Origin of the sequence: Shewanella violacea DSS12 (assembly GCF_000091325.1) — a bacterium.
GTDB lineage: Bacteria > Pseudomonadota > Gammaproteobacteria > Enterobacterales > Shewanellaceae > Shewanella > Shewanella violacea.
The window spans coordinates 4,233,273-4,252,159 of record NC_014012.1; the positions used below are offsets into that span (position 1 = coordinate 4,233,273).

Genomic DNA, 18,887 nt, shown 5'->3' on the forward strand with positions numbered 1-18,887 from the left:
TCTAACTCTCTATCTCGAGCCCAACAGCTAGATGTTTCGCTATCGCTAAACTGGCGGTGAGACCTGGTGACTCTATACCAAATAAGTTAACCAGTCCCTTTACCCCGTGAGCTGCACAGCCATCAATACGGAAGTCTGCAAAACGCTTATCGGGCCCTTGTAATTTAGGCCTTATCCCCGAGTAACTGGGCTGCAGTTTATCCCCCTCTATGCCTGGGAAATAACGCCTTATCGCCTCAAGGAATTTAGGTTTCAAGCTGGAATCTAGGCTGTAGTCGGGTATTGCCGAGCGAGAGATGTACTGGGTATCTGGACCAAATTTCAGTTGCCCCCCCATATCTAGAGTCGCGTGGATCCCAAGCCCGGTGATATTTGTCTCCGGGACTGGATAGACTAGCTTTGAAAAAGGATTCTTACCGCCATATGAAAAATAATGGCCTTTGCACCAATGCAGCTCAGGAATACTGCCCTTGCCTAATCCGTCAATCTTATGGGCTACATCAGTAGCGTATAGGCCAGCACTATTGATAAGCAATCGGCTCCGCAATGTCATCTGCTCGCCACCAATATCTAAACGTATGATAAAGCCCTTAGCTGTGGTCTCTGCACCGATAAAACGAGTTCTGGCTACGAAGGTGGCACCATTCTGCTCCGAGTCTGCCAATAGACTCTGCATATACCTATGACTATCAATAATGCCAGTGGACGGGGACAATAAGGCTGACGATGCCTTCAGCTCAGTCGAAAAATGGTGTAAGTCACGGCTAGATTGCCAGATAAGATCATCGACACCATTTATCTTTGCCTTGACTAGCAGTCGCTCAAGGTAAGCCTCTTGAGTCGAATTTTGTGCAAGTATAAGCTTACCCAGGCGCCTAAATGGAATATTCCTCTTTAGGCAGTATTGATACAGTTCAGCCTTACCTTCAACACAAAGCTTCGCCTTTAAACTCGGTTGCGGATAGTAGAGTCCTCCATGAATGACCTCACTATTTCGACTGCTGATCTCTTCACCGAAGCGCTCATTTTGATCAATTATAATGATGTTCGAGAGCCTAGGGCTCAGCCTCGCCCCAATCGCAAGCCCAACAACACCAGCCCCAATAATGACCGCGTCAACTTTTTCCATCTGCTTACTTAAATTATGTTTTCACTACAATCTCATGAATACTTACTTTTGCAAAGCCATCCCATCAAAGGAACTTATCTTAATTATCCGACTCAAACTGATTGTGCCGATGAGGAAGAGACATCAGAGAATGAGCACTGTTAATTGCTTACCATAGATAATTATTTGCGACTTAGTCAAAGCTCTTCTAAATTTATAAGGCGCTACATAGGACAAAATAAAAATAGGGAGTCATTATGCATAAATTCAGTTTCGGCTGCTCTGTAAGGCTATTAACCAATAATATTGCCGAGATAATCATAGAGCCAGAGGTCGAGGTAACACTGGAAATGTTAGGTGAGTTTGATGAATATATGAGTGAAATCTTCAATCACGACTACGCATTACTAGTTAATAAACAACATAAATATAGCTACACTTTCGAAGCACAACTTTGTATGGCATCACAGGAGCACTTAAAAGCAACTGCAGTAGTATTCTACGATGAAAATGATGCTAGCCTCCCCACTCAACTAGTCGAGAGACGCCAGATTGATCAACTAAATATCCGGTTGTTTTCAGGGATCAACGATGGCAGCCAGCATGCTATCAATTGGTTAGAGGAGCAACTTGCAACTGAGGTACAGTTGGAGCTTTCATCGTGAAAGCTCGATCCTCCGCCCCATGTCTCGATTAGCTTGCCCTAAGAGCCGGTAGAAGGCGCGGTAAAAGCTGCAGTATCATCACCGAGAGTATAATCACACCTATGCCCGACAGTGATAATGAATCTAAGCCATCGCTGCTTAACAGCTCGGGCCACAGGCCTAAGCTGACTACCAGTGCCGTACTGGCGAAACTAAAAATAGGTGTCAGTGCCAACATGGCACTCACCTGAGCCGTCGGCCAATACTTCATCGACTCACCAAAACACCCATATGCGATCAGCGTATTGATGGCGCAAAATATTGCAACCCACCACTGATTCGATGTCATGGTACTAAACTGACTAAAATCGATGAAGGGAGCCATAACTAAGACGCCTAATCCATAAATAAACAACAAGACATTACTAGGTGCCAGCTGTTTCAACAGGGATTTTTGCAACAAAGCATAGCTTGTCCAAGAACATACCGAAAACTGAATAATCATCACCCCAGTCCAGATAGCGCTGTTATCAGATTGCGAGATATCCAGATAAGGATGAAAGAACATCAGCATGCCCAAGGCCAAAGTGGCAAAACAGCTCAGCTGAGCTGCATTTAATTTCTCCTTGAAGAACAGCACCCCACCAAATGCTAAAAAGAAGGGCGAGGTTTGAAAGTTTAACTGGGCAGTCCCAGGAGCCAGATACTTGAGAGCATAGACGAAAGAGACGTAATTAAGCATAAGTAGAATGCCGGCAAAAAATAGCTTTACCCAAGCCCTTCTATCTAAGTGACAAAACTGCTTCAAGCTACCAGTAAAAAATTGAATCCCTAAGCTAATCACTAGCGCCACAAGGAAACGAAACCAAGTCAAAGACACAGGGTCGATAAAGCTGGCCGACAGTTTCAGGGCTATGGGTAATATCCCCCAAAATAGGACGGAGACAGAGACGAAAAAGAGGCCAAGTTTGAAGTTGTTTTGCTGCAAGAGGAAACCTATTTAGACTAAGATGTTAGATATTGATCAATGGAGTCGAATACTGCCCCATTTATATATGATGTTCTATGACCAAGAGCAGACTTGTTGGAATTAATTATTAGATTCAGTGTCTGTCACATATGCGAACTTAGCTAGCGGCAAGATTAAGTTTAACAAGCACCAAGATAAACCTAGAAGTTAACGCTTCAGTAGCTCAACAAACTCACTCGATACCTGGGTTACTTCAGGAATAACCAGTTCCTCCACCACTGCCGACTCGATATAATCGGCAAAAGCATTAATCATAACGGGAGGAAATTGAGTGACGTGTTTAGCCATGGCGAGTGCCCGTACTGCGGCGAAATCATCAAGCTGGACCCTAACCCTCACTTCCTGATCAGGTATGGGAGCAGCAACTCGATAATCCAGTCCAAATTTTAGTGCCGATGCAGTCAAATTTTCAGCCTGAGTGTCCGACACTGCAAAATAAACTGCCTGCATAGGAAAATATTGTGAGACTAAAGTACTTACCGCGATATGATCTCGATTACCTGTAACTCCACCAGGCCCAAAAGATAACACGGCTACGGGTCTTATCTCCTCAACCATGGCTTGTATCTCCTTCACTAGTCTTTGAGACTGTAAGGCTAATGAACCATCCGCAAAACGTAAGAATATCGGCGCCTCCAAACCTAACACCTCACAGGCTGCAACAGCCTCGGCTTCACGAACCTTAGCTAGCGCATCACCCGACAGATTTTTCCCAGAATGATCTGTGCCTCGATCCCCGGAAGTGGCATACACAGGAATGACCTTGAATCCATTAGCAGCCAGCTTTGCAAGCGTACCTGATACCCAGGTTTCGTCATCTGGATGAGCGAGTAATACTAAAATAGCTCTCGGTTTGGTAATATTGTTCTCTTCAATAAGATGGCATGAGCAGAGCAAGATAACCAAGAATAACAAGGTCAGCTTACTCAGCTTAAAGGTAAAATAAACCTTAGAGATCATTCTAATTCAGCCCTCTAGCGGATCACAGAGCAGAGCACTACAGCTGAATAAAATTGTGTTATACGCTCTATGCCAGCTTCTATCCTGCATGACTACATTTTAGCTCAGGACAGGACACAAATACTTTATTTAAACGAGCCCGTCACAGCAAACAAAAGATGAAATGAAGCCAAATAGAAATGTGTCACCATAATAGCGACTTGAACCGATTAAACCTCATCCAAGTGCTGTAAATAAATCTAGGATCAATCCAGACGCTTAATGCCTAAGTCAGCTTCCTGTTTGAGTTTTTCAATACAAGCTTGGCAAATACAGGAAGTGAGGTTTAAGAGCTCTTGCCTTAACTTCTCTTTAGCTGGAAAAGTAACCTGACTGCACCAGCACTCAGAGATCGACTTAGCTTGAATCACAGCACAGGCATTTTGTCTCTGACAAAGGGGGCAAGTGCTATCATTATCGAGAATTCTTGTCATCTGCACCAACATGGTCAATATCATGGACTGCAGACTTTAGCATATCTGCCTAAGGCTGCACCCCATATTCCCCCCCCATGCTAGAGGTAAAACAATGTTGCACACTAGATATATTAAACTCATATTAGGATTAATGACCCTAGAGCTCACATCTATTCAGCAGCCCAGTTGAGACAACCTATGCCTAAATTGGCTTGCATCAGAAATAAGCTTACTTTGGCCTAAGAGCGCGAATATAGCAGGGCTCATTTGGGGGGCGAAATGCTCAGATAATGAATTCATAAAACCGTGGTTCAAGTTGGTCCTGATGCAAGTGACCTCCCTATGTTCTGCTAATGCCAGTATCACAGCACTGACATCAAAATGCACTTCAGCATCAGGGAAAATCAAACTCGTAGTACAAGCCGGAGATAGTGCTAAGTAGTGCCGTATCTGGCTCGGATAGAAGCCGATGAAATGTTTAATTTTACCCAGATTAAAGTTAACTTGCTTGATGTCCGATAACGCTTTGAAAATGGCCGATGCTCCAGCACTAAAACCAATTAAAATGATCTCTTCATCACAATCCTGTATCGCAGCAGCCACACACTGTGCATATTGCAAGTGACCCAATTGAGCCATAAACATCTGGTAAGCAGATTGTTCAGTTTCAAACTCATGATGCATGTCACCATAGGGAGTAATTATATCAACCTGGTGCGCTTCAGAAATCAAGGCTTGGCCCAGTGCCTCCAGAGACTGAGAAAAACCGAAAATATCGCTCACTATGATAATTTTAATGACATTCTTCCCTACATATCTAAATTTTCCGTTCCTAAAAATAACACATTTTTTTAAAACATCGCGACTCTAAAGAATGACTAGAAAAGATATAAACTCCCTTCAATGGCTATCTATGCAATACAAAGATACCTATCCCCTTCACAAAAATGCCCCATCAAAAGACGGGGCACTAAAATATTAACTCTATACTTTTATAGCTTCACAGTCTTATAGCCTCACAGCACTAGATAAAGCCTACTTCCCAGGGCGGACACCTAAGGTATGACAGATGGCGTAAGTCAGCTCAGCTCGGTTTAGAGTATAGAAATGGAAGTCTTTAACGCCTTCTCGGGATAAGACTTTAACCATGTCGATAGCTACGTTGGCTCCCACCATTTGACGGGTAGCAGGATCGTCATCTAAACCATCAAATTGCTTATGTAACCAGCCTGGAATTGACACATTCGTCATTCCTGCGAAACGCTTAAGCTGCTTAAAGTTAGTCACAGGCAAGATACCAGGCACAATCTCGGCATCGATACCAGCCGCGACACAACGGTCACGGAATCTTAGGTAAGACTCGACATCGAAGAAGAACTGAGTGATGGCGCGGTTCGCCCCCGCATCTATCTTCCTCTTCAGGTTTATCAGGTCGGCCTGAGCATTAGTGGCATCCGGATGCACTTCAGGATAAGCCGCCACCGAGATATCAAAATCGGCGACAGAGCGAAGCAGGCGCACCAGATCATTAGCAAAACGAGTCGGCCTAGGGCTGCCATCAGGCAAATCACCACGAAGTGCAACAATATCGCGAATACCTGAATTCCAGTAATGTTTAGCTAATTCTTTCAGCTCTTCATCACTGGCATCGACTAAGGTCAAGTGAGGAGCGGCCACCAAATCTGTCTCTCTCTGAATACGTTCGATAACACCATGGGTACGGTCACGTACGCCAGAGTTAGCACCGTAAGTCACAGACACAAACTTAGGTTTTAATGGCTCGAGACGACGAATAGAATTCCAGAGGATGGTTTCCATCTCAGGTGATGCTGGAGGGAAAAATTCGAAAGAAACGTTAATGTCACCATTAAGCTCAGCCAAGCTCTGGTTTAGCGATGTTGAATGTTGTGCGTGATGAAAACCCATTTCAATCCCCTCTACTGCAGTACTTAACTGAAAAATAAAACCATCTAGACGTTTGGACGTCTAGATATCCATATTAGTTAAACTGAGTTTGAAGTCAATAGCTAATAGAGTACTAAATTCAAATAAGATAGAACAGAGAGAACGGGCTAAGTCCTATGGAACGCGGCAGAGCCGCTGCTAGAAACTGAGAATACCAGGAAACGAGGACGGCCTGGGGCCTTAGAGAATGCAGCAAAGCTGCTTCGAGAAAACAAGGATGCGAGGATGCGAGGATGCGAGAAAAAGCTTTGGATCTTATCTCGCAGCCAACTTGTTGGCGAGTTCGAAGCCCAGCGACCTCGAAGTGAGAACGAGAATACGAGGACGGCCTATGGCCTTCGAGAATGCAGCAAAGCCGCTGCTAGAAAACTAGGGTGCGAGAAAAAGATTTTGATCTTCCCTCATAGCCAACTTGTTGGCGAGCTCGCAGCGCAGCGACCTCGAAGTGAGTACGCGAACGCTCTCGGATCGCAGCGTTCTCGTAGCGTAGCGAGCTGCTATTCCTGTAACAGATCCCGACAGATCTGCGCCAGATCCGACTGCACGGCAGCGGCCGTCACTTCACGCCCAGCGCCGGGGCCCCTGATGATAAGAGGATTATCCTGATAAAATTGACTGCGGATCACAAACACATTGTCACCCGGTGTTAAATTGGCATAGGCATGTTGAGTCTCGACCCATTCCATGCCAACAGCAGCCTTAAGCTGACCATTGACGACATCCAGTCCGGCAACATATCTCAAGACCTTATTTTGCTCTGCCGCAGCCTGAAATTCTTGCAACATCTCATGATCTAACTCATGGATACGTGTTAGAAACTGATCCAATGGAATATCGGCTAAATCAGCAGGTACTAATGACTTGAGCTCAATATCTTCCAGTTCAATCTCGTGGCCAATCTCACGGGCCAGAATCAACAACTTACGTTGCATATCTCGCCCCGATAGATCATCACGGGGATCCGGCTCAGTAATACCTAAGCCTCTAGCCTCCAATACCAGTTCTGAAAAAGGCTTCTTAGCGTCATACTTCTCGAATAACCAGCATAAGGTGCCAGAAAAAATGCCACCTACGGCTTCGATAGTATCGCCACTGTTATGTAGATCATTCAATGCATGTTGAACCGGTAGACCCGCTCCGCAACTGGCGTTGTAACGCCAGAACAATCGACGATTACCCAGCTGTTGCTTGAGCTCTTTATAGAAGGCCAAGGGGCCTGAACCTGCCAGCTTATTTGCACTAACCACATGTATTCCACGGGCAAAAAATTCTGGGTATTGCAGAGTCAAATCTGCACTGGCACTGATATCCAGGGCAACTAACTCATCACACTCTAGGGCCTGAAGCTGCTCGAAAAGATGATCGTATAACCAAGGCGTAGCCTGCTGCTCAAACTCCTGTTTCCAGGCGTCGAGATCGATCCCTTGCTCTTTCAACAAGGCCTTCTTAGAACTCAACAAACCAATAAGCTCGACATTGGCTTCGAGCTCCTTATTGAGCGATCCACGGACACGGTTAAACAGATCCACCCAAGCCTCACCAATATTACCCGTTCCCAGTAGTAGCACACCGATGCGCTTACGGGGGCCGGCACATCGACGATGTACTTTCTGAGTGAGCAGATTAACCTGAGCCGAAGGCACTAAGGTCACCAGACTCAAACCATCTTTAAACAGAGGCCTTGCATCTCGACTCAAGAGACGGGCGAACCTACGGCGATAAAGGCTGGCATCGGCACTCACCAGGGCCACTAAGCCAAGATCTTCACGGGAGCTAAGGTCTGACACCCCAAGCGCTTCCGACTGGAGAATAGCTTCTACTTGCTTGTGATTTTCATGGGTAAAAGCGAGCTCTACACGATCGTGGGCCAACTTCCAATGAGCCAAGGGAAGCAGCTCAGCTTGTTCCAATAACTCGGCCAGATTAGCAATTTTGTTTTTGATCCTGAAATTAAACAGAGATACGCTGGCCAAATTTGTCACCACAGGCGCACTGGCCGAAGAGCTTTTCGGTGCGATCAGGGTAAAATCTGTATGAGATGCATAGCTAGAACGAACCGCTAAGCTTACCTGAGTATCGAACAGAGGCTGTAGCGAACGATTGTGTAATACTGGTGAGCCTAGATGTGCCAGACGATTAGCTTCGTCCAGAGACAGGCTCTTGAGTAGCTTGGCATCACTAATCTTATTCGGATCGGCATTGAATACCCCTTCAACGTCGGTCCAGATGGTCACACGTTCGATATCCGCCAGACTGGCGATAAGAGTGGCACTGTAATCTGAACCATTTCGGCCGAGCAACAGAGTTTCTCCCCGGCTGTTGGCACAGATAAAGCCGGTAATAATGAGCCTCTCGTTGGGGTGAGCATTAATCGAATTCTGCACACGCTGACGAGATTCATCCAGCCTAATCAGAGGTACTGCGCCTTCATCGGCTAAGAGTAAGCTTCTGGCATCGACATCCGATGCGGCGACCCCTGACTCCCTGAGTAGAGCAGCAAGTAGACGGGCTGACCAACGTTCACCGAAGCTCACTACCTCACTTCTTTTATATTCGTTTAACACCTCTAGAGAGAACAGGCTGATAAGCTGATACTTATCGATAGACAAGCGTTCCCTTAGGCTTCTGGCCTGTTCATTAGAGAGCAGCTGTTCGATCAAATTTTGCTGAAAGCTGATCAACACCTGTAACTCTTCCTGCCATAGCAGACCGGTATCTTTTAACTCTAATAGTTTATATAGGAAGTTAGTGCTCTTACCCGCAGCGGATACCACAACGAGATCGTCGCTGTTGCCGTGAGTGAGAAGGATATGAGCAACCCGGCGATAACAATCAGCATCCGCTAAACTGGAGCCTCCAAACTTATGCAAATGACAACGTGCCATCTCTTACTCCTATAATACCGGTTAACGACTGGCAGCTAATGCTGCAAAGAGTCCGGCTTGAACATCGGCAACTAAATCATCGGCATCTTCGATACCTACGGACAGACGGATAAGGGTCTCTTTTACTCCGGCTGCAGCGCGAGCCTCAGGCTCCATGGCTCTGTGGGTCATTGTCGCAGGAACCGCGACTAAACTTTCTACCCCACCTAAACTTTCAGCCAGTGAAAAAATAGAGAGTTTATCCAAGAATGCCACCAGCTCCTTCTCTCCACCCTTGAGTTCGAAACTCAACATGGCACCGAAGCCTTTCTGCTGTTTCGCGGCAATCTTATGACCCGGATGTGTTTCAAGACCCGGGTAGTATACCTTTTCCACGGCCAAACTAGTGGTTAATACTTCTAATATGCGCTGAGCATTAGCCTGATGCTCACGAATACGTACCGCAAGGGTACGAATACCACGTAAGGTTAGATAACTATCGAAGGCTGACCCAGTTAGGCCTAAGGTATTCGACCACCAATGTAATAACTCACCTAACTCGGCATCCTTAGCGACGACGGCACCACCGACTACGTCGCTATGGCCATTGATGTACTTAGTGGTCGAGTGAATAACGATATCGGCGCCGAGAAGCAAAGGTTGCTGTAGAATTGGCGACAGGAACGTATTATCGACCACCACTAAGGCATCTACTAAGTTACTTGCCTTGGAAATAGCTTCGATATCGACGACACGCAGTAGTGGATTAGACGGTGTTTCCAGCCAGACCATCTTAGGCTTGCGAGCAATAGCAACTTCGAGTGCAGCGCTGTCGGTCTGATCGACAACAGCTAACTTAAACGCTCCCTTCTTAGCCAAGTTAGTAAACAGACGATAGCTACCGCCATAACAGTCATGGGGAACCACAAGCAGGTCATCGGGACCCAACAGGCTAGTCACTAATGTAATCGCAGCCATACCTGTACAAGTCACTATGCCAGTTGCGCCTTTTTCCAGGCTAGCAATGGCATCCCCAAGAATAGATCGAGTCGGATTACCCGAACGGCTATAATCGAAGTCTCTAGGATTCTTATGGCCATCGAAGCAATAATTAGTCGATAAATAGATAGGGGGCACCACAGCACCATGTTGGGTATCGGATTCAATCCCTTGACGCACTGCAATTGTGGCTAACTTACGTTCGGTCATCTACTACTCCTAAACTATTTACTGAACACCTTTCCCCTACAAAAAATGGTTAAGAGATGTCTGGACGTCTAAATGTACCTAAGGGAAAGCCTAGCGTCAACCGAATATAGCCGTTTAGACGTCCAAACATATGGAAATCTATTTGCAATTGTCATAAATAAGAGGCAATAATTTGACTGTACAATTTAAAGGGTTAAAATCTGCCCCGAATTTTGAATATACAGGTGAGTCAATGACTGAGTGGAATGGCGATTATATCAGCCCATATGCTGAACACGGCAAGAAGAATGAACAAGTAAAGAAAATTACTGTTTCTATTCCCTTGAAGGTACTTAAGGTTCTTACCGATGAGCGCACCCGTCGCCAAGTGAATAACCTGCGTCATGCCACCAATAGTGAGTTGCTGTGCGAAGCATTCTTGCATGCATACACAGGTCAGCCTCTGCCTAACGATGATGACTTGTCTAAAGATAAGCCCGATACTATCCCGTCCGAAGTGAAGCGCTTGATGGATCAGATGGGTATCGCCTGGGAAGATGTGGAGTAAGCAGACTCACTAAAATCTTGAACAGTCAGTTTCAGGGATCGCATTGCGCTCCCTGCTCTCTTCTACACTAGTATCACCCCTGCCGAAACAATCGAGTCAGACTAATACATCAGATAAATAGTGCTAACTATTTCGCCATTCACAATACAATTTAGAGAAAAGCCGTGCTTTCAATGATAGATCCAACAACTCTGGCTCTAGCCTCGTTAATTATCTTCTGTGGCGCCTTAACCCAGAGCCTAATAGGTTTTGGCTTAGCCGTTGTCGCATCCCCTTTACTCTATATTGTCGATCCTGAGTTGGTACCTGTCCCGGTTATCGTCATGGGCTTCTCTATCTCCTTATTGACACTAATAAGAGAGCGAGGCGCCCTGAAGTTTAATGGGCTGCAATATGCACTACTTGGGCGAATACCAGGGGGCTTTATTGGTGTAGCACTATTAATATATGCACCACAAGCAATTCTTGGCTTGGCCATATCAGGCATAGTTGCCGCGGCAGTCATTTTAAGTTTACTCAAGTTCAACTTAGCCGTTAACCGCAAGAGTCTATTTGGCGCCGGCGTGATATCTGGCATATTTGGCAATATTGCCGCTATCGGCGGCCCGCCATTAGCAATTCTGCTTTCAGGACAAGATGCCCGTCAGTTTCGCGCCGCGCTATCAGCCTTCTTTGTCTTCAGTTCATTAATTGCCTTGGCTATTTTAGCCGTCACTGGCTTTATCAATGTCAGACATATATGGCTATCTCTGTTGCTTATGCCATCGGTGATCTTAGGTTATCTAGTGGCGGGAAGACTGATAGGACGAGTAGATAAAGATAAGACTCGCACCGCAACCCTCATCTTATGTTCAATCAGTTCAGTTTTGTTAGCCGTAAAGTCGTTAATGGAATTATAGAAAAGAGAGATACGAGAGCGTGACTCCGTCACTGTGAGTACGGAGCTTACCCCTCGGAGAACGCAGCAAAGCTGCTGCGAGAAGGCCTAAAAGCGAGGACGGAGCTTTGCTCCTCCGAGAAGGCTGAGAAGCGACTAGGAGGACGTCACTGCGCGAGGGCGTGACTTCGTCACAGGGACAAGCTTTAGCTCTTCTCTCGCAGCCAACTTGTTGGCGAACTCGTAGGGAACTTGTTCCCATCCTCGAAGCACAGCGTCCTCGAAGTGAGCTTACGAACATTCTCGAAACCAAGTGCCCTCGAAGCTGCTTTTAAAAATGATACGAAGTCTGCAGCACACCACCTACGGCATCATCGCTGCCGACTATGCCGGTAAAATCCAGGTAGAAGACTCGACCAAATTCGAAGCCTGTACCCAATGAGTAGATATTCGCTCTGTTGTCTTTCATATCGCGGCGATAACCTACACGCAATGCAAACCAATCTGTAGCCTTCAACTCGCCGCCAACACGCCAATATTGTGTACCTTCAATTTCTTCGAAGCGCTTATGGGCATTGAGATCTATATCTGAGGTCAAAGTTAGGCTACCCCAGTCGTAAGCCACACCTGCAGTAAAGATAGGCTCAATCTGATAGGTAAACTTACGACCTTGGGCTTCTACCGTCTCCACATCTTGGCTGATAAGATTACGACCCGACAGGCCGATGGTTAATCCAGATATAGGCTCCATGGCAATACCAACATCTAAGTTAAATGTGACCTCATCATTTCTGTACTTGGAATCATTAAAATCACTGGCTTCGAAGTTATTGGCACTGACTACGTAGTTGTATGTATCTATCCGCTGAAACTTAGGCGATATCCCCACAGCAATGGGCATATTGACGATTGAAAGTGGAAAACTCAGGGCTACGCCTAAATCAGAAACCACACCGGCAACCACAGCCCCTTGTGAATCTAAGTCTGCTAGGCCTGGGGGGGTATTAGCATCTAAGCCATTAAGGCTGTCTATATCCGACTGGGCTATAGCAGCGACTCCAATAGCATCGATATAGCTCTTATAAAATACCGCCATAGGCATCTTATGTGTGGGTAATACGATAGAAAATCCAATGCCTACACTTACATAAGCATTATTATCTTTTAAAGACTCGAGATCGCTAACTAGGTCATCACGAAACTTATCTACCCCTGTAGCATTACCTGCAGTGATTGCAGCGTCTAGAGCATCATAGGAGTCTTGCAGTGAGTCAAACTTATCTAGCATCTGATCTTTATCGGCGCCATCGGCTCCGAGTACCGGGAGTAACATGGCAAAATTATTGAACTTAGGTGCTTGTAGGGCCAATAGAGCGGGATTAATGAAGGCTGCCCCTACACGGTTTGATGAAGCCACGCCTGCGCCGCCCATGGCATCGCTGCGAGCCTCGTAGTATTGCTGCCCAGCGATAGCCATCGACGGGGAGAGTATCAGTGCACAGCTAAGTGCAAGTTTGAGCATTTTCATCCGTTCAGCCCTTATCTTTATTTTTATTTTCTGATGTTCATTACCTTCTCCCTACTTGGTAAAACTCAGCTTAGCGCTCTGAATAATACTGACAAAAATAAGTAGCAAGACATAAAAACAGTCGAATTTAAAGATAGTCCAACATTCTGAATTGTGTACGACGAACGCTTAAAAAACCAACACTAGTATCGATTTATTTTAATCTTTTTTTTAACAGGATTATCCCCCCAATAGGCATATAAGCTAACCAACTAATAAGTATGAATATCTACCACGTTTGATGGCTAATTAATCCACTGGGTAAATGACTAAATTCACAGTTAGTAAGTATAAATTATCTCTATTTGTCCTAAAGCACATAATCCTTAAAATGTTCAGCAGTAAAACCTACGAATTCTCTTAATATCGCTGGCTGAAATTTGTCTTTATGATAAAGCAGATAAAATGGTGTGTCGGCGACTCGCCAATCTTCAAATACTGAGACTAATTCACCACGATTGAGTTCTTCGACGCAATACAGCTGCGGCAATCTAACTATGCCATTGCCCGCCAAAGCGCTGTGTTTCATCGCCCTGCCATTTTTACAGCGAAAAACCCCATTGATATGCACATCGAGTTTATGCTCACCATTATCCACATGATAGAAGGACCAGTTATTGATCGATCCCGTTATACACTGGTGTGTTTTGAGTGATTTCGGATCTTGCGGGTAACCTCTAGACTGCAGATACTTAGGTGATGCTAAGGTCAAATTGGAAATATCCATCAGTTTACGTGCCACCAGCCCGGAATCTTCCAGCTCGCCCATCCTAAAGACCAGATCGAACTGATCAACTAATAGATCGACCCTTTGGCTACTAAAATCCAGCTCCACTGAGATCCCGGGATACTTAAGGATAAAGTCATTAATCAGACCAGCCACAACCTCCTCACCGAGATAACCACCGACACAGTTGATCTTGATGCTCCCCTGTAAGTTTTGAGCATTGTCTACGGCAATATCCACCGCCTGGTCGATACTGTCTAAGGCCGCCTTGCACCGACTAAAAAATGCCAGCCCTTGCTCAGTTAAACGTTGTGCTCTTGTCGTCCTGGTAATAAGTGTCACCCCTAGGTAGGACTCTAAATGGGACAACTGTTTAGAGAGATGGGAGCGTGAACAAATCAAGACTTCGGCCGCCTTAGTAAAGCTTCCTTGTTCAGCTATCACAGTGAACGCCTTAACATCTGCCAGATTTATTTCACTTTTACTCATACTCGATTCTCATATTGAAGATGCCAATTAGATTATGACATTAGGTGCCGCCTAGAAACAATCATGTTCTTTGCAGGGTATATATCAACAATAGCTCTAATTCTATAATGCTTGCAACTTGATTGAACGACTCAATAACCAGTCGCTTCTATCCCTCTAATAAGCAGATCAGAAGGTATAAACAGATGAAAGAACTTATCGTAATTACAGGCGCATCTTCAGGTATAGGCGCTGCTATGGCCAAGGCATTCAGCGCTAAGGGTCATCCGCTACTTTTATTGGCTCGCCGCCTCGAGCCCATGTTGGACCTAGAGCTAGAGAACAGCCTATGTATCAGTGTCGATGTAACAGACGGTGAAGCAATTAAGGCCGCTATTGCTACCTCAGTTGCCAAATTTGGCCCAGTTGGCGGCTTGATTAATAACGCTGGGGTCATGTTACTTGGCCACACAGATACTCAAGACCCTGCCGAGTGGAGCCGCATGATCAACATCAATGTCATGGGCGTACTCAATGGTATCCATGCTGTATTGGCCGATATGAAAGCACGCAAGACGGGGACTATCATCAATATCAGTTCGGTCGCGGGTCGTAAATCCTTCCCTAATCATGCGGCCTACTGCGCCACTAAATTTGCGGTACATGCACTGACCGAAAACATTCGCGAAGAAGTGGCCACCCATGATGTACGCCTTGTGACAATAGCGCCTGGGGCTGTTGAAACTGAGTTACTGTCACACACTAGCAGTGATGAAATAAAAGCCGGCTATGCAGATTGGAAAGAAGAGATGGGCGGCGTTATCGCGCCAGAAACTATCGCAGATGCGGCTTTATTTGCTTACCAGCAACCTCAAAGTGTCTGCGTGCGTGAAATCGTATTAGCTGCGACTCGTCAGCAAGCATAACAAGATACAAGTCATCGACAATCTAGGCAGCAGGGGTCGTGCATGTATGTCGTAGCAGGGCATTGCTGCCTAATACCAATAGATATAAGGCAGCAATAGCCGTGTTTGCTCTGACCCAAGTTTCGAGAAACTTGTCTCTTCGATTTAACCTTAAAAGGCACCAAGAGGCTAATTGACTATTAACCCTTTATTGCGATCCCCTTACTGCGACTCCTTTATTGAATTTATAATGGTCATCTTGATAAAAAAGTCTATTCAGGCAATCTCCCAAATTTAACCTTGTCGATCTCTGGGTATTGCAGCAAGTTCAACTCCACCAAGGGGCGGATTTTACCTATTGTGACAGAGACACCGGCCCAACCATCTTCATCCATCTCGAACACCACATAGGCAGTGCCATCCTTGAGCTCATAATATTTCACCTCGCCAGCCATCTTATAGGGACTTATTAGCTGAGCTAGTGTTTGCGCCAACTGACGTGCCGTTACATCTTGCTTCAATGGAGTTTCGATCATCTTGGTGCTATTGAAGGGATCGTCCCCACCTACTTGAATAAACTCCACCATCTGCAGATCATACCCTTCCATGTCTTGAGGTAAAATCATGTTAATAGGGCTGACATCGACAGAATCTTTCTGACTGCTACATTGGAGCAACGCAGCTCTGGACTCTGAAACTCTCTGCTTAAACTCATAGACGGAATTATCGTGATCTCGACTAACTGATGAATCTAGATAATAAGGGAAACCAGCCGCCTTATTGAGCACTAAAGCATACTTGTTATTTGCATGAACAATATAATCGGAGAAGTTAGCATGTTTCTGCACATCACATTGAGCTGTGTACTGATCTAGCAGGCGAAAAGCGATTAAGACCTCCCGGTGAAAACTATCTAGCTCATCCGTTATTTGCTGCCTTTTCCCTTGGAAACTTGCTAACCCGTAGCCCGCTAAAAATACCAAGATAGCGAGTAATATTAAAGGGAGTGCTTTAGGAAAGGTCCGTTTCAAACTCATATTTATTCCTTTGATTTATGTCGAACATAGTTATTGAATTTATCTTTAACAGGTCCATCAGCACCTCACCTATGAATCAATCTATGTTCCAATCTTGAGCCTTAAGCCTTAAGCCTTAAGCCTTAAGCCATAGTTCGTAGTTCATAGTTCATAGTTCAGAACTAGACTGAGGGCGAAACTGGATCCCTTTAATAGATAGATGAGGGTTAATGAAATAAATTCAACGCTACTAAGCTGAAATAATATCCTAGGCTAGTATTTTGTCGCCGTTAAACCTAAAGCAGACACCTTCAAGCATTTATCTCATAATGCGGATAATCGATATAACCTTCTGCGCCGCCGCCAAACAGAGGCCCCTTATCGAAATCAGCCAGGGGCAGTTGGTTAGACAGACGGTAAGGTAAGTCAGGATTAGCTATAAATGAACGGCCAAATGCGACTAAGTCAGCATGGCCACTGATTAAAATCTCATTGGCCCTGTGAATATCATAACGCCCTGCCACTATGATACAGGCTTTAAAAACCTCTCGCAGTGTAACTCTGAAACTAGCAGGGATCTGTGGTGCATCGTCCCAGTCAGCCTCAGAAAGATGCATATAAGCGATACCTATTGCAGATAACTGCTCTGCCGCGAGTAAGATGGCATCGACAATATCCGGACAATCCATATCCTTGAAGGTCACAAACGGCGCAAGTCTGACTCCAACTTTGTCGGCTCCGATTCTATTACTCACCGCCGACACCACCTCCATCAAGAAACGAATACGGTTTTCCCGACTGCCACCATAATCATCGGTTCTCTTATTGGAGTTAGTTCGTAAAAACTGATCGATGAGATACCCATTGCCACCGTGTATCTCCACCCCATCGAAGCCTGCATCTATGGCCTTAGCCGCACTATCGGCAAAGTCATTCACCACCCTATCGATATCTGACTGAGTCATCTCCCTAGGAGGCAGACAATCGATCATCTGGCCTTGAGGATGGGCTTCATCGACAATCCAGACCTTAGTGTCCGTAGGCTTAATCGCTGAGGGGGCTATCGGTGCCAGTCCCTGCTGAAAAACAGGGTGAGACACCCGGCCCACATGCCACAGCTGATTGAAAATGGTGCCTCCCACCTGGTGAACCGCTGAGGTCACCTTTCGCCAACCTTGGATCTGTTCATGGGTATAGACGCCCGGTGTAAAAGAATAGCCCTGGCTATCATCAGAAATTTGAGTCGCCTCCGTGATGATTAAGCCTGCCGAAGCCCGCTGGGCATAATATTCAGCCATCATCTCATTGGGTATATTGCCAGGCTGAGTGGTCCTAGATCGCGTCATAGGGGCCATCACCATACGATTGGATAAAGCGAGCCGACCATTTGAGTAAGGAGTAAATAACTTCATGATAAAACCTTATGCTGAGACTAGGTAGAGAGTTTTCAAGGGAGAAACTCACCATCTGAAAAATGTGAGACCAGTGTATAACCCGTATCAATTTTTGATAATTGGGCTATTATTAGAATCATTTTCAAAAAATATTTGATATGTATCACCTCAAAGATCTCCATCTCGCCATCAGAATCGCCGATCTTCACAGTATCTCGGCAGCCGGTCGCGAACTAGGTATGACGCCCGCGGCGGCCAGTGCGGCACTGCAACGACTGGAGAAGCAGATCGACTGCCAGCTGTTTTCCCGCTCTACCCGCAGCATGAAACTGACTCAGGAGGGGGAAGTCTTTATCGATACAGGACGTCAAGCCCTAGAGTTACTGGCAGGAGCTAGCACGGTCCTGGCGGATAACCGAGGAGAGCTAAAAGGAGAGATACGTATCGCCCTACCCTCAGATCTAGGGCGGAATCTCATTCGTGGCTGGCTGGATGATTTTGCCAATCAGGCTCCCGAGCTGACTCTCACCCTCTTCTTCGGCGATCATATGTCGGATCTCATCAATCAGAACCTACATCTTGCCCTTAGATATGGACAGCTTGAAGACTCAAGTCTTAAGCGCCGCCAGCTAGCCATGATCCACAGGGTCGCCATAGCCTCACCGGATTATCTCGCTAAGAGCGGAATACCCAAGCACCCCAATGAACTCAATCAACATAAAATATTGATCCTCAATCGAGGCGGCGAACCTTGGAATAAGTGGCGATTTAGCCATAAAGGAGCAGGCTATGAGGTTCATGTCAGAGGCAATAAAATCTGCAATGATGGCGCCGTCATTCGTGACTGGGCATTAGCCGGTGAAGGCATTGCCTATAAGAGTTGGTTAGATGTCGCCGCGGATGTACATCAGGGCAGGCTGGTATTGCTCTTTCCCGATCAGCTGGCGGAGAAAATCCCCCTACAACTCGTGTATCTACACACCGACTATCCAAGGTTAAAGATCCGTAAAACCATAGATTTTATCAACCAAGGTATCCAGGAATTTTGCCGCAGCTATCCCCTGTAAACTAACTAGTCCCGATTTATACCACAGCAGAAACCTGCCCCCATATTTGACCTCTCCTGCGACAGCTTGTCGCAGTTTGGCTAT

General features: G+C 45.8%; 17 protein-coding genes. 5 read left to right on the forward strand and 12 right to left on the reverse strand.

The annotated features are described in order from the left end of the window. Position 1: 1 nt before the first annotated feature. Entirely contained in the window at positions 2 to 1,129 is a 1,128-nt protein-coding gene (locus tag SVI_RS17585) for an NAD(P)/FAD-dependent oxidoreductase (protein WP_013052996.1), read from the reverse strand. 236 nt (positions 1,130 to 1,365) lie between these two features. On the opposite strand from SVI_RS17585, the gene SVI_RS17590 reads away from it, so the two are divergent. Further along, positions 1,366 to 1,773 (forward strand): hypothetical protein, encoded by a 408-nt coding sequence (locus tag SVI_RS17590; RefSeq protein ID WP_013052997.1) that lies wholly within the window; start codon positions 1,366 to 1,368, stop codon positions 1,771 to 1,773. A gap of 28 nt (positions 1,774 to 1,801) precedes the next feature. Here SVI_RS17590 and SVI_RS17595 read toward each other — a convergent pair whose 3' ends face one another. From SVI_RS17595 to metB, 7 genes are all read right to left on the reverse strand, one after another. Continuing rightward, the gene (locus SVI_RS17595; protein WP_013052998.1) at positions 1,802 to 2,740 is read right to left on the reverse strand and encodes a DMT family transporter; all 939 of its coding nucleotides are present in this window, start codon (positions 2,738 to 2,740) and stop codon (positions 1,802 to 1,804) included. A 189-nt stretch (positions 2,741 to 2,929) separates the two neighbouring features. Next, positions 2,930 to 3,742 carry a PIG-L deacetylase family protein gene (locus SVI_RS17600; RefSeq protein ID WP_157608727.1) on the reverse strand — a complete coding sequence of 271 codons (813 nt, stop codon included), beginning with the start codon at positions 3,740 to 3,742 and terminating at the stop codon, positions 2,930 to 2,932. 245 nt (positions 3,743 to 3,987) lie between these two features. Continuing rightward, positions 3,988 to 4,239 (reverse strand): cysteine-rich CWC family protein, encoded by a 252-nt coding sequence (locus SVI_RS17605; RefSeq protein WP_013053000.1) that lies wholly within the window; start codon positions 4,237 to 4,239, stop codon positions 3,988 to 3,990. A 132-nt stretch (positions 4,240 to 4,371) separates the two neighbouring features. Beyond that, positions 4,372 to 4,980 (reverse strand): hypothetical protein, encoded by a 609-nt coding sequence (locus SVI_RS17610; protein WP_049791123.1) that lies wholly within the window; start codon positions 4,978 to 4,980, stop codon positions 4,372 to 4,374. Between the two features lie 252 nt (positions 4,981 to 5,232). Next, positions 5,233 to 6,123, reverse strand: a complete 891-nt coding sequence (gene metF / locus SVI_RS17615) for a methylenetetrahydrofolate reductase (RefSeq protein WP_013053002.1) — start codon at positions 6,121 to 6,123, stop codon at positions 5,233 to 5,235. A gap of 536 nt (positions 6,124 to 6,659) precedes the next feature. After that, positions 6,660 to 9,047, reverse strand: coding sequence for a bifunctional aspartate kinase/homoserine dehydrogenase II (locus tag SVI_RS17620; protein ID WP_013053003.1), 2,388 nt, complete (start codon positions 9,045 to 9,047; stop codon positions 6,660 to 6,662). Positions 9,048 to 9,068: 21 nt separating this feature from the next. Next, complete coding sequence (metB, locus tag SVI_RS17625; protein WP_013053004.1) at positions 9,069 to 10,235, reverse strand: cystathionine gamma-synthase; 1,167 nt, start codon at positions 10,233 to 10,235, stop codon at positions 9,069 to 9,071. A 232-nt stretch (positions 10,236 to 10,467) separates the two neighbouring features. Here metB and metJ point away from each other — a divergent pair, with 232 nt between their 5' ends. Both metJ and SVI_RS17635 read left to right on the forward strand, forming a co-directional pair. After that, a complete protein-coding gene (gene metJ, locus SVI_RS17630; protein ID WP_013053005.1) occupies positions 10,468 to 10,782 on the forward strand; it encodes a met regulon transcriptional regulator MetJ in 315 nt (104 codons plus the stop codon). 164 nt (positions 10,783 to 10,946) lie between these two features. Continuing rightward, positions 10,947 to 11,681, forward strand: coding sequence for a sulfite exporter TauE/SafE family protein (locus SVI_RS17635; RefSeq protein ID WP_041420068.1), 735 nt, complete (start codon positions 10,947 to 10,949; stop codon positions 11,679 to 11,681). Positions 11,682 to 11,990: 309 nt separating this feature from the next. Here SVI_RS17635 and SVI_RS17640 read toward each other — a convergent pair whose 3' ends face one another. After that, positions 11,991 to 13,187, reverse strand: coding sequence for a conjugal transfer protein TraF (locus SVI_RS17640; RefSeq protein ID WP_013053007.1), 1,197 nt, complete (start codon positions 13,185 to 13,187; stop codon positions 11,991 to 11,993). Between the two features lie 349 nt (positions 13,188 to 13,536). Continuing rightward, on the reverse strand, positions 13,537 to 14,442 hold the full coding sequence (locus SVI_RS17645; RefSeq protein WP_013053008.1) for a LysR family transcriptional regulator: 906 nt from the start codon (positions 14,440 to 14,442) through the stop codon (positions 13,537 to 13,539). Between the two features lie 185 nt (positions 14,443 to 14,627). Here SVI_RS17645 and SVI_RS17650 point away from each other — a divergent pair, with 185 nt between their 5' ends. Then, positions 14,628 to 15,347: an SDR family oxidoreductase gene (locus SVI_RS17650; RefSeq protein WP_013053009.1), complete on the forward strand. Its 720-nt coding sequence runs from the start codon at positions 14,628 to 14,630 to the stop codon at positions 15,345 to 15,347. Positions 15,348 to 15,598: 251 nt separating this feature from the next. On the opposite strand, the gene SVI_RS20820 is transcribed toward SVI_RS17650, so the two are convergent. Together SVI_RS20820 and SVI_RS17660 are read right to left on the reverse strand one after the other, a co-directional pair. Further along, positions 15,599 to 16,363: a hypothetical protein gene (locus SVI_RS20820; protein WP_013053010.1), complete on the reverse strand. Its 765-nt coding sequence runs from the start codon at positions 16,361 to 16,363 to the stop codon at positions 15,599 to 15,601. A gap of 290 nt (positions 16,364 to 16,653) precedes the next feature. Next, a complete protein-coding gene (locus tag SVI_RS17660; RefSeq protein ID WP_013053011.1) occupies positions 16,654 to 17,754 on the reverse strand; it encodes an alkene reductase in 1,101 nt (366 codons plus the stop codon). A gap of 140 nt (positions 17,755 to 17,894) precedes the next feature. On the opposite strand from SVI_RS17660, the gene SVI_RS17665 reads away from it, so the two are divergent. After that, positions 17,895 to 18,803: a LysR family transcriptional regulator gene (locus SVI_RS17665; protein WP_013053012.1), complete on the forward strand. Its 909-nt coding sequence runs from the start codon at positions 17,895 to 17,897 to the stop codon at positions 18,801 to 18,803. Positions 18,804 to 18,887 lie beyond the last annotated feature (84 nt).

Coding starts and splice junctions, on each gene's coding strand:
- SVI_RS17585 (WP_013052996.1), bottom strand. CDS start 1,129: ATGGAAAAAGTTGACGCGGTCATTATTGGGGCTGGTGTTGTTGGGCTT.
- SVI_RS17590 (WP_013052997.1), top strand. CDS start 1,366: ATGCATAAATTCAGTTTCGGCTGCTCTGTAAGGCTATTAACCAATAAT.
- SVI_RS17600 (WP_157608727.1), bottom strand. CDS start 3,742: ATGATCTCTAAGGTTTATTTTACCTTTAAGCTGAGTAAGCTGACCTTG.
- SVI_RS17605 (WP_013053000.1), bottom strand. CDS start 4,239: ATGATATTGACCATGTTGGTGCAGATGACAAGAATTCTCGATAATGAT.
- metF (WP_013053002.1), bottom strand. CDS start 6,123: ATGGGTTTTCATCACGCACAACATTCAACATCGCTAAACCAGAGCTTG.
- SVI_RS17620 (WP_013053003.1), bottom strand. CDS start 9,047: ATGGCACGTTGTCATTTGCATAAGTTTGGAGGCTCCAGTTTAGCGGAT.
- metB (WP_013053004.1), bottom strand. CDS start 10,235: ATGACCGAACGTAAGTTAGCCACAATTGCAGTGCGTCAAGGGATTGAA.
- metJ (WP_013053005.1), top strand. CDS start 10,468: ATGACTGAGTGGAATGGCGATTATATCAGCCCATATGCTGAACACGGC.
- SVI_RS17640 (WP_013053007.1), bottom strand. CDS start 13,187: ATGAAAATGCTCAAACTTGCACTTAGCTGTGCACTGATACTCTCCCCG.
- SVI_RS17645 (WP_013053008.1), bottom strand. CDS start 14,442: ATGAGTAAAAGTGAAATAAATCTGGCAGATGTTAAGGCGTTCACTGTG.
- SVI_RS17650 (WP_013053009.1), top strand. CDS start 14,628: ATGAAAGAACTTATCGTAATTACAGGCGCATCTTCAGGTATAGGCGCT.
- SVI_RS20820 (WP_013053010.1), bottom strand. CDS start 16,363: ATGAGTTTGAAACGGACCTTTCCTAAAGCACTCCCTTTAATATTACTC.
- SVI_RS17660 (WP_013053011.1), bottom strand. CDS start 17,754: ATGAAGTTATTTACTCCTTACTCAAATGGTCGGCTCGCTTTATCCAAT.
- SVI_RS17665 (WP_013053012.1), top strand. CDS start 17,895: ATGTATCACCTCAAAGATCTCCATCTCGCCATCAGAATCGCCGATCTT.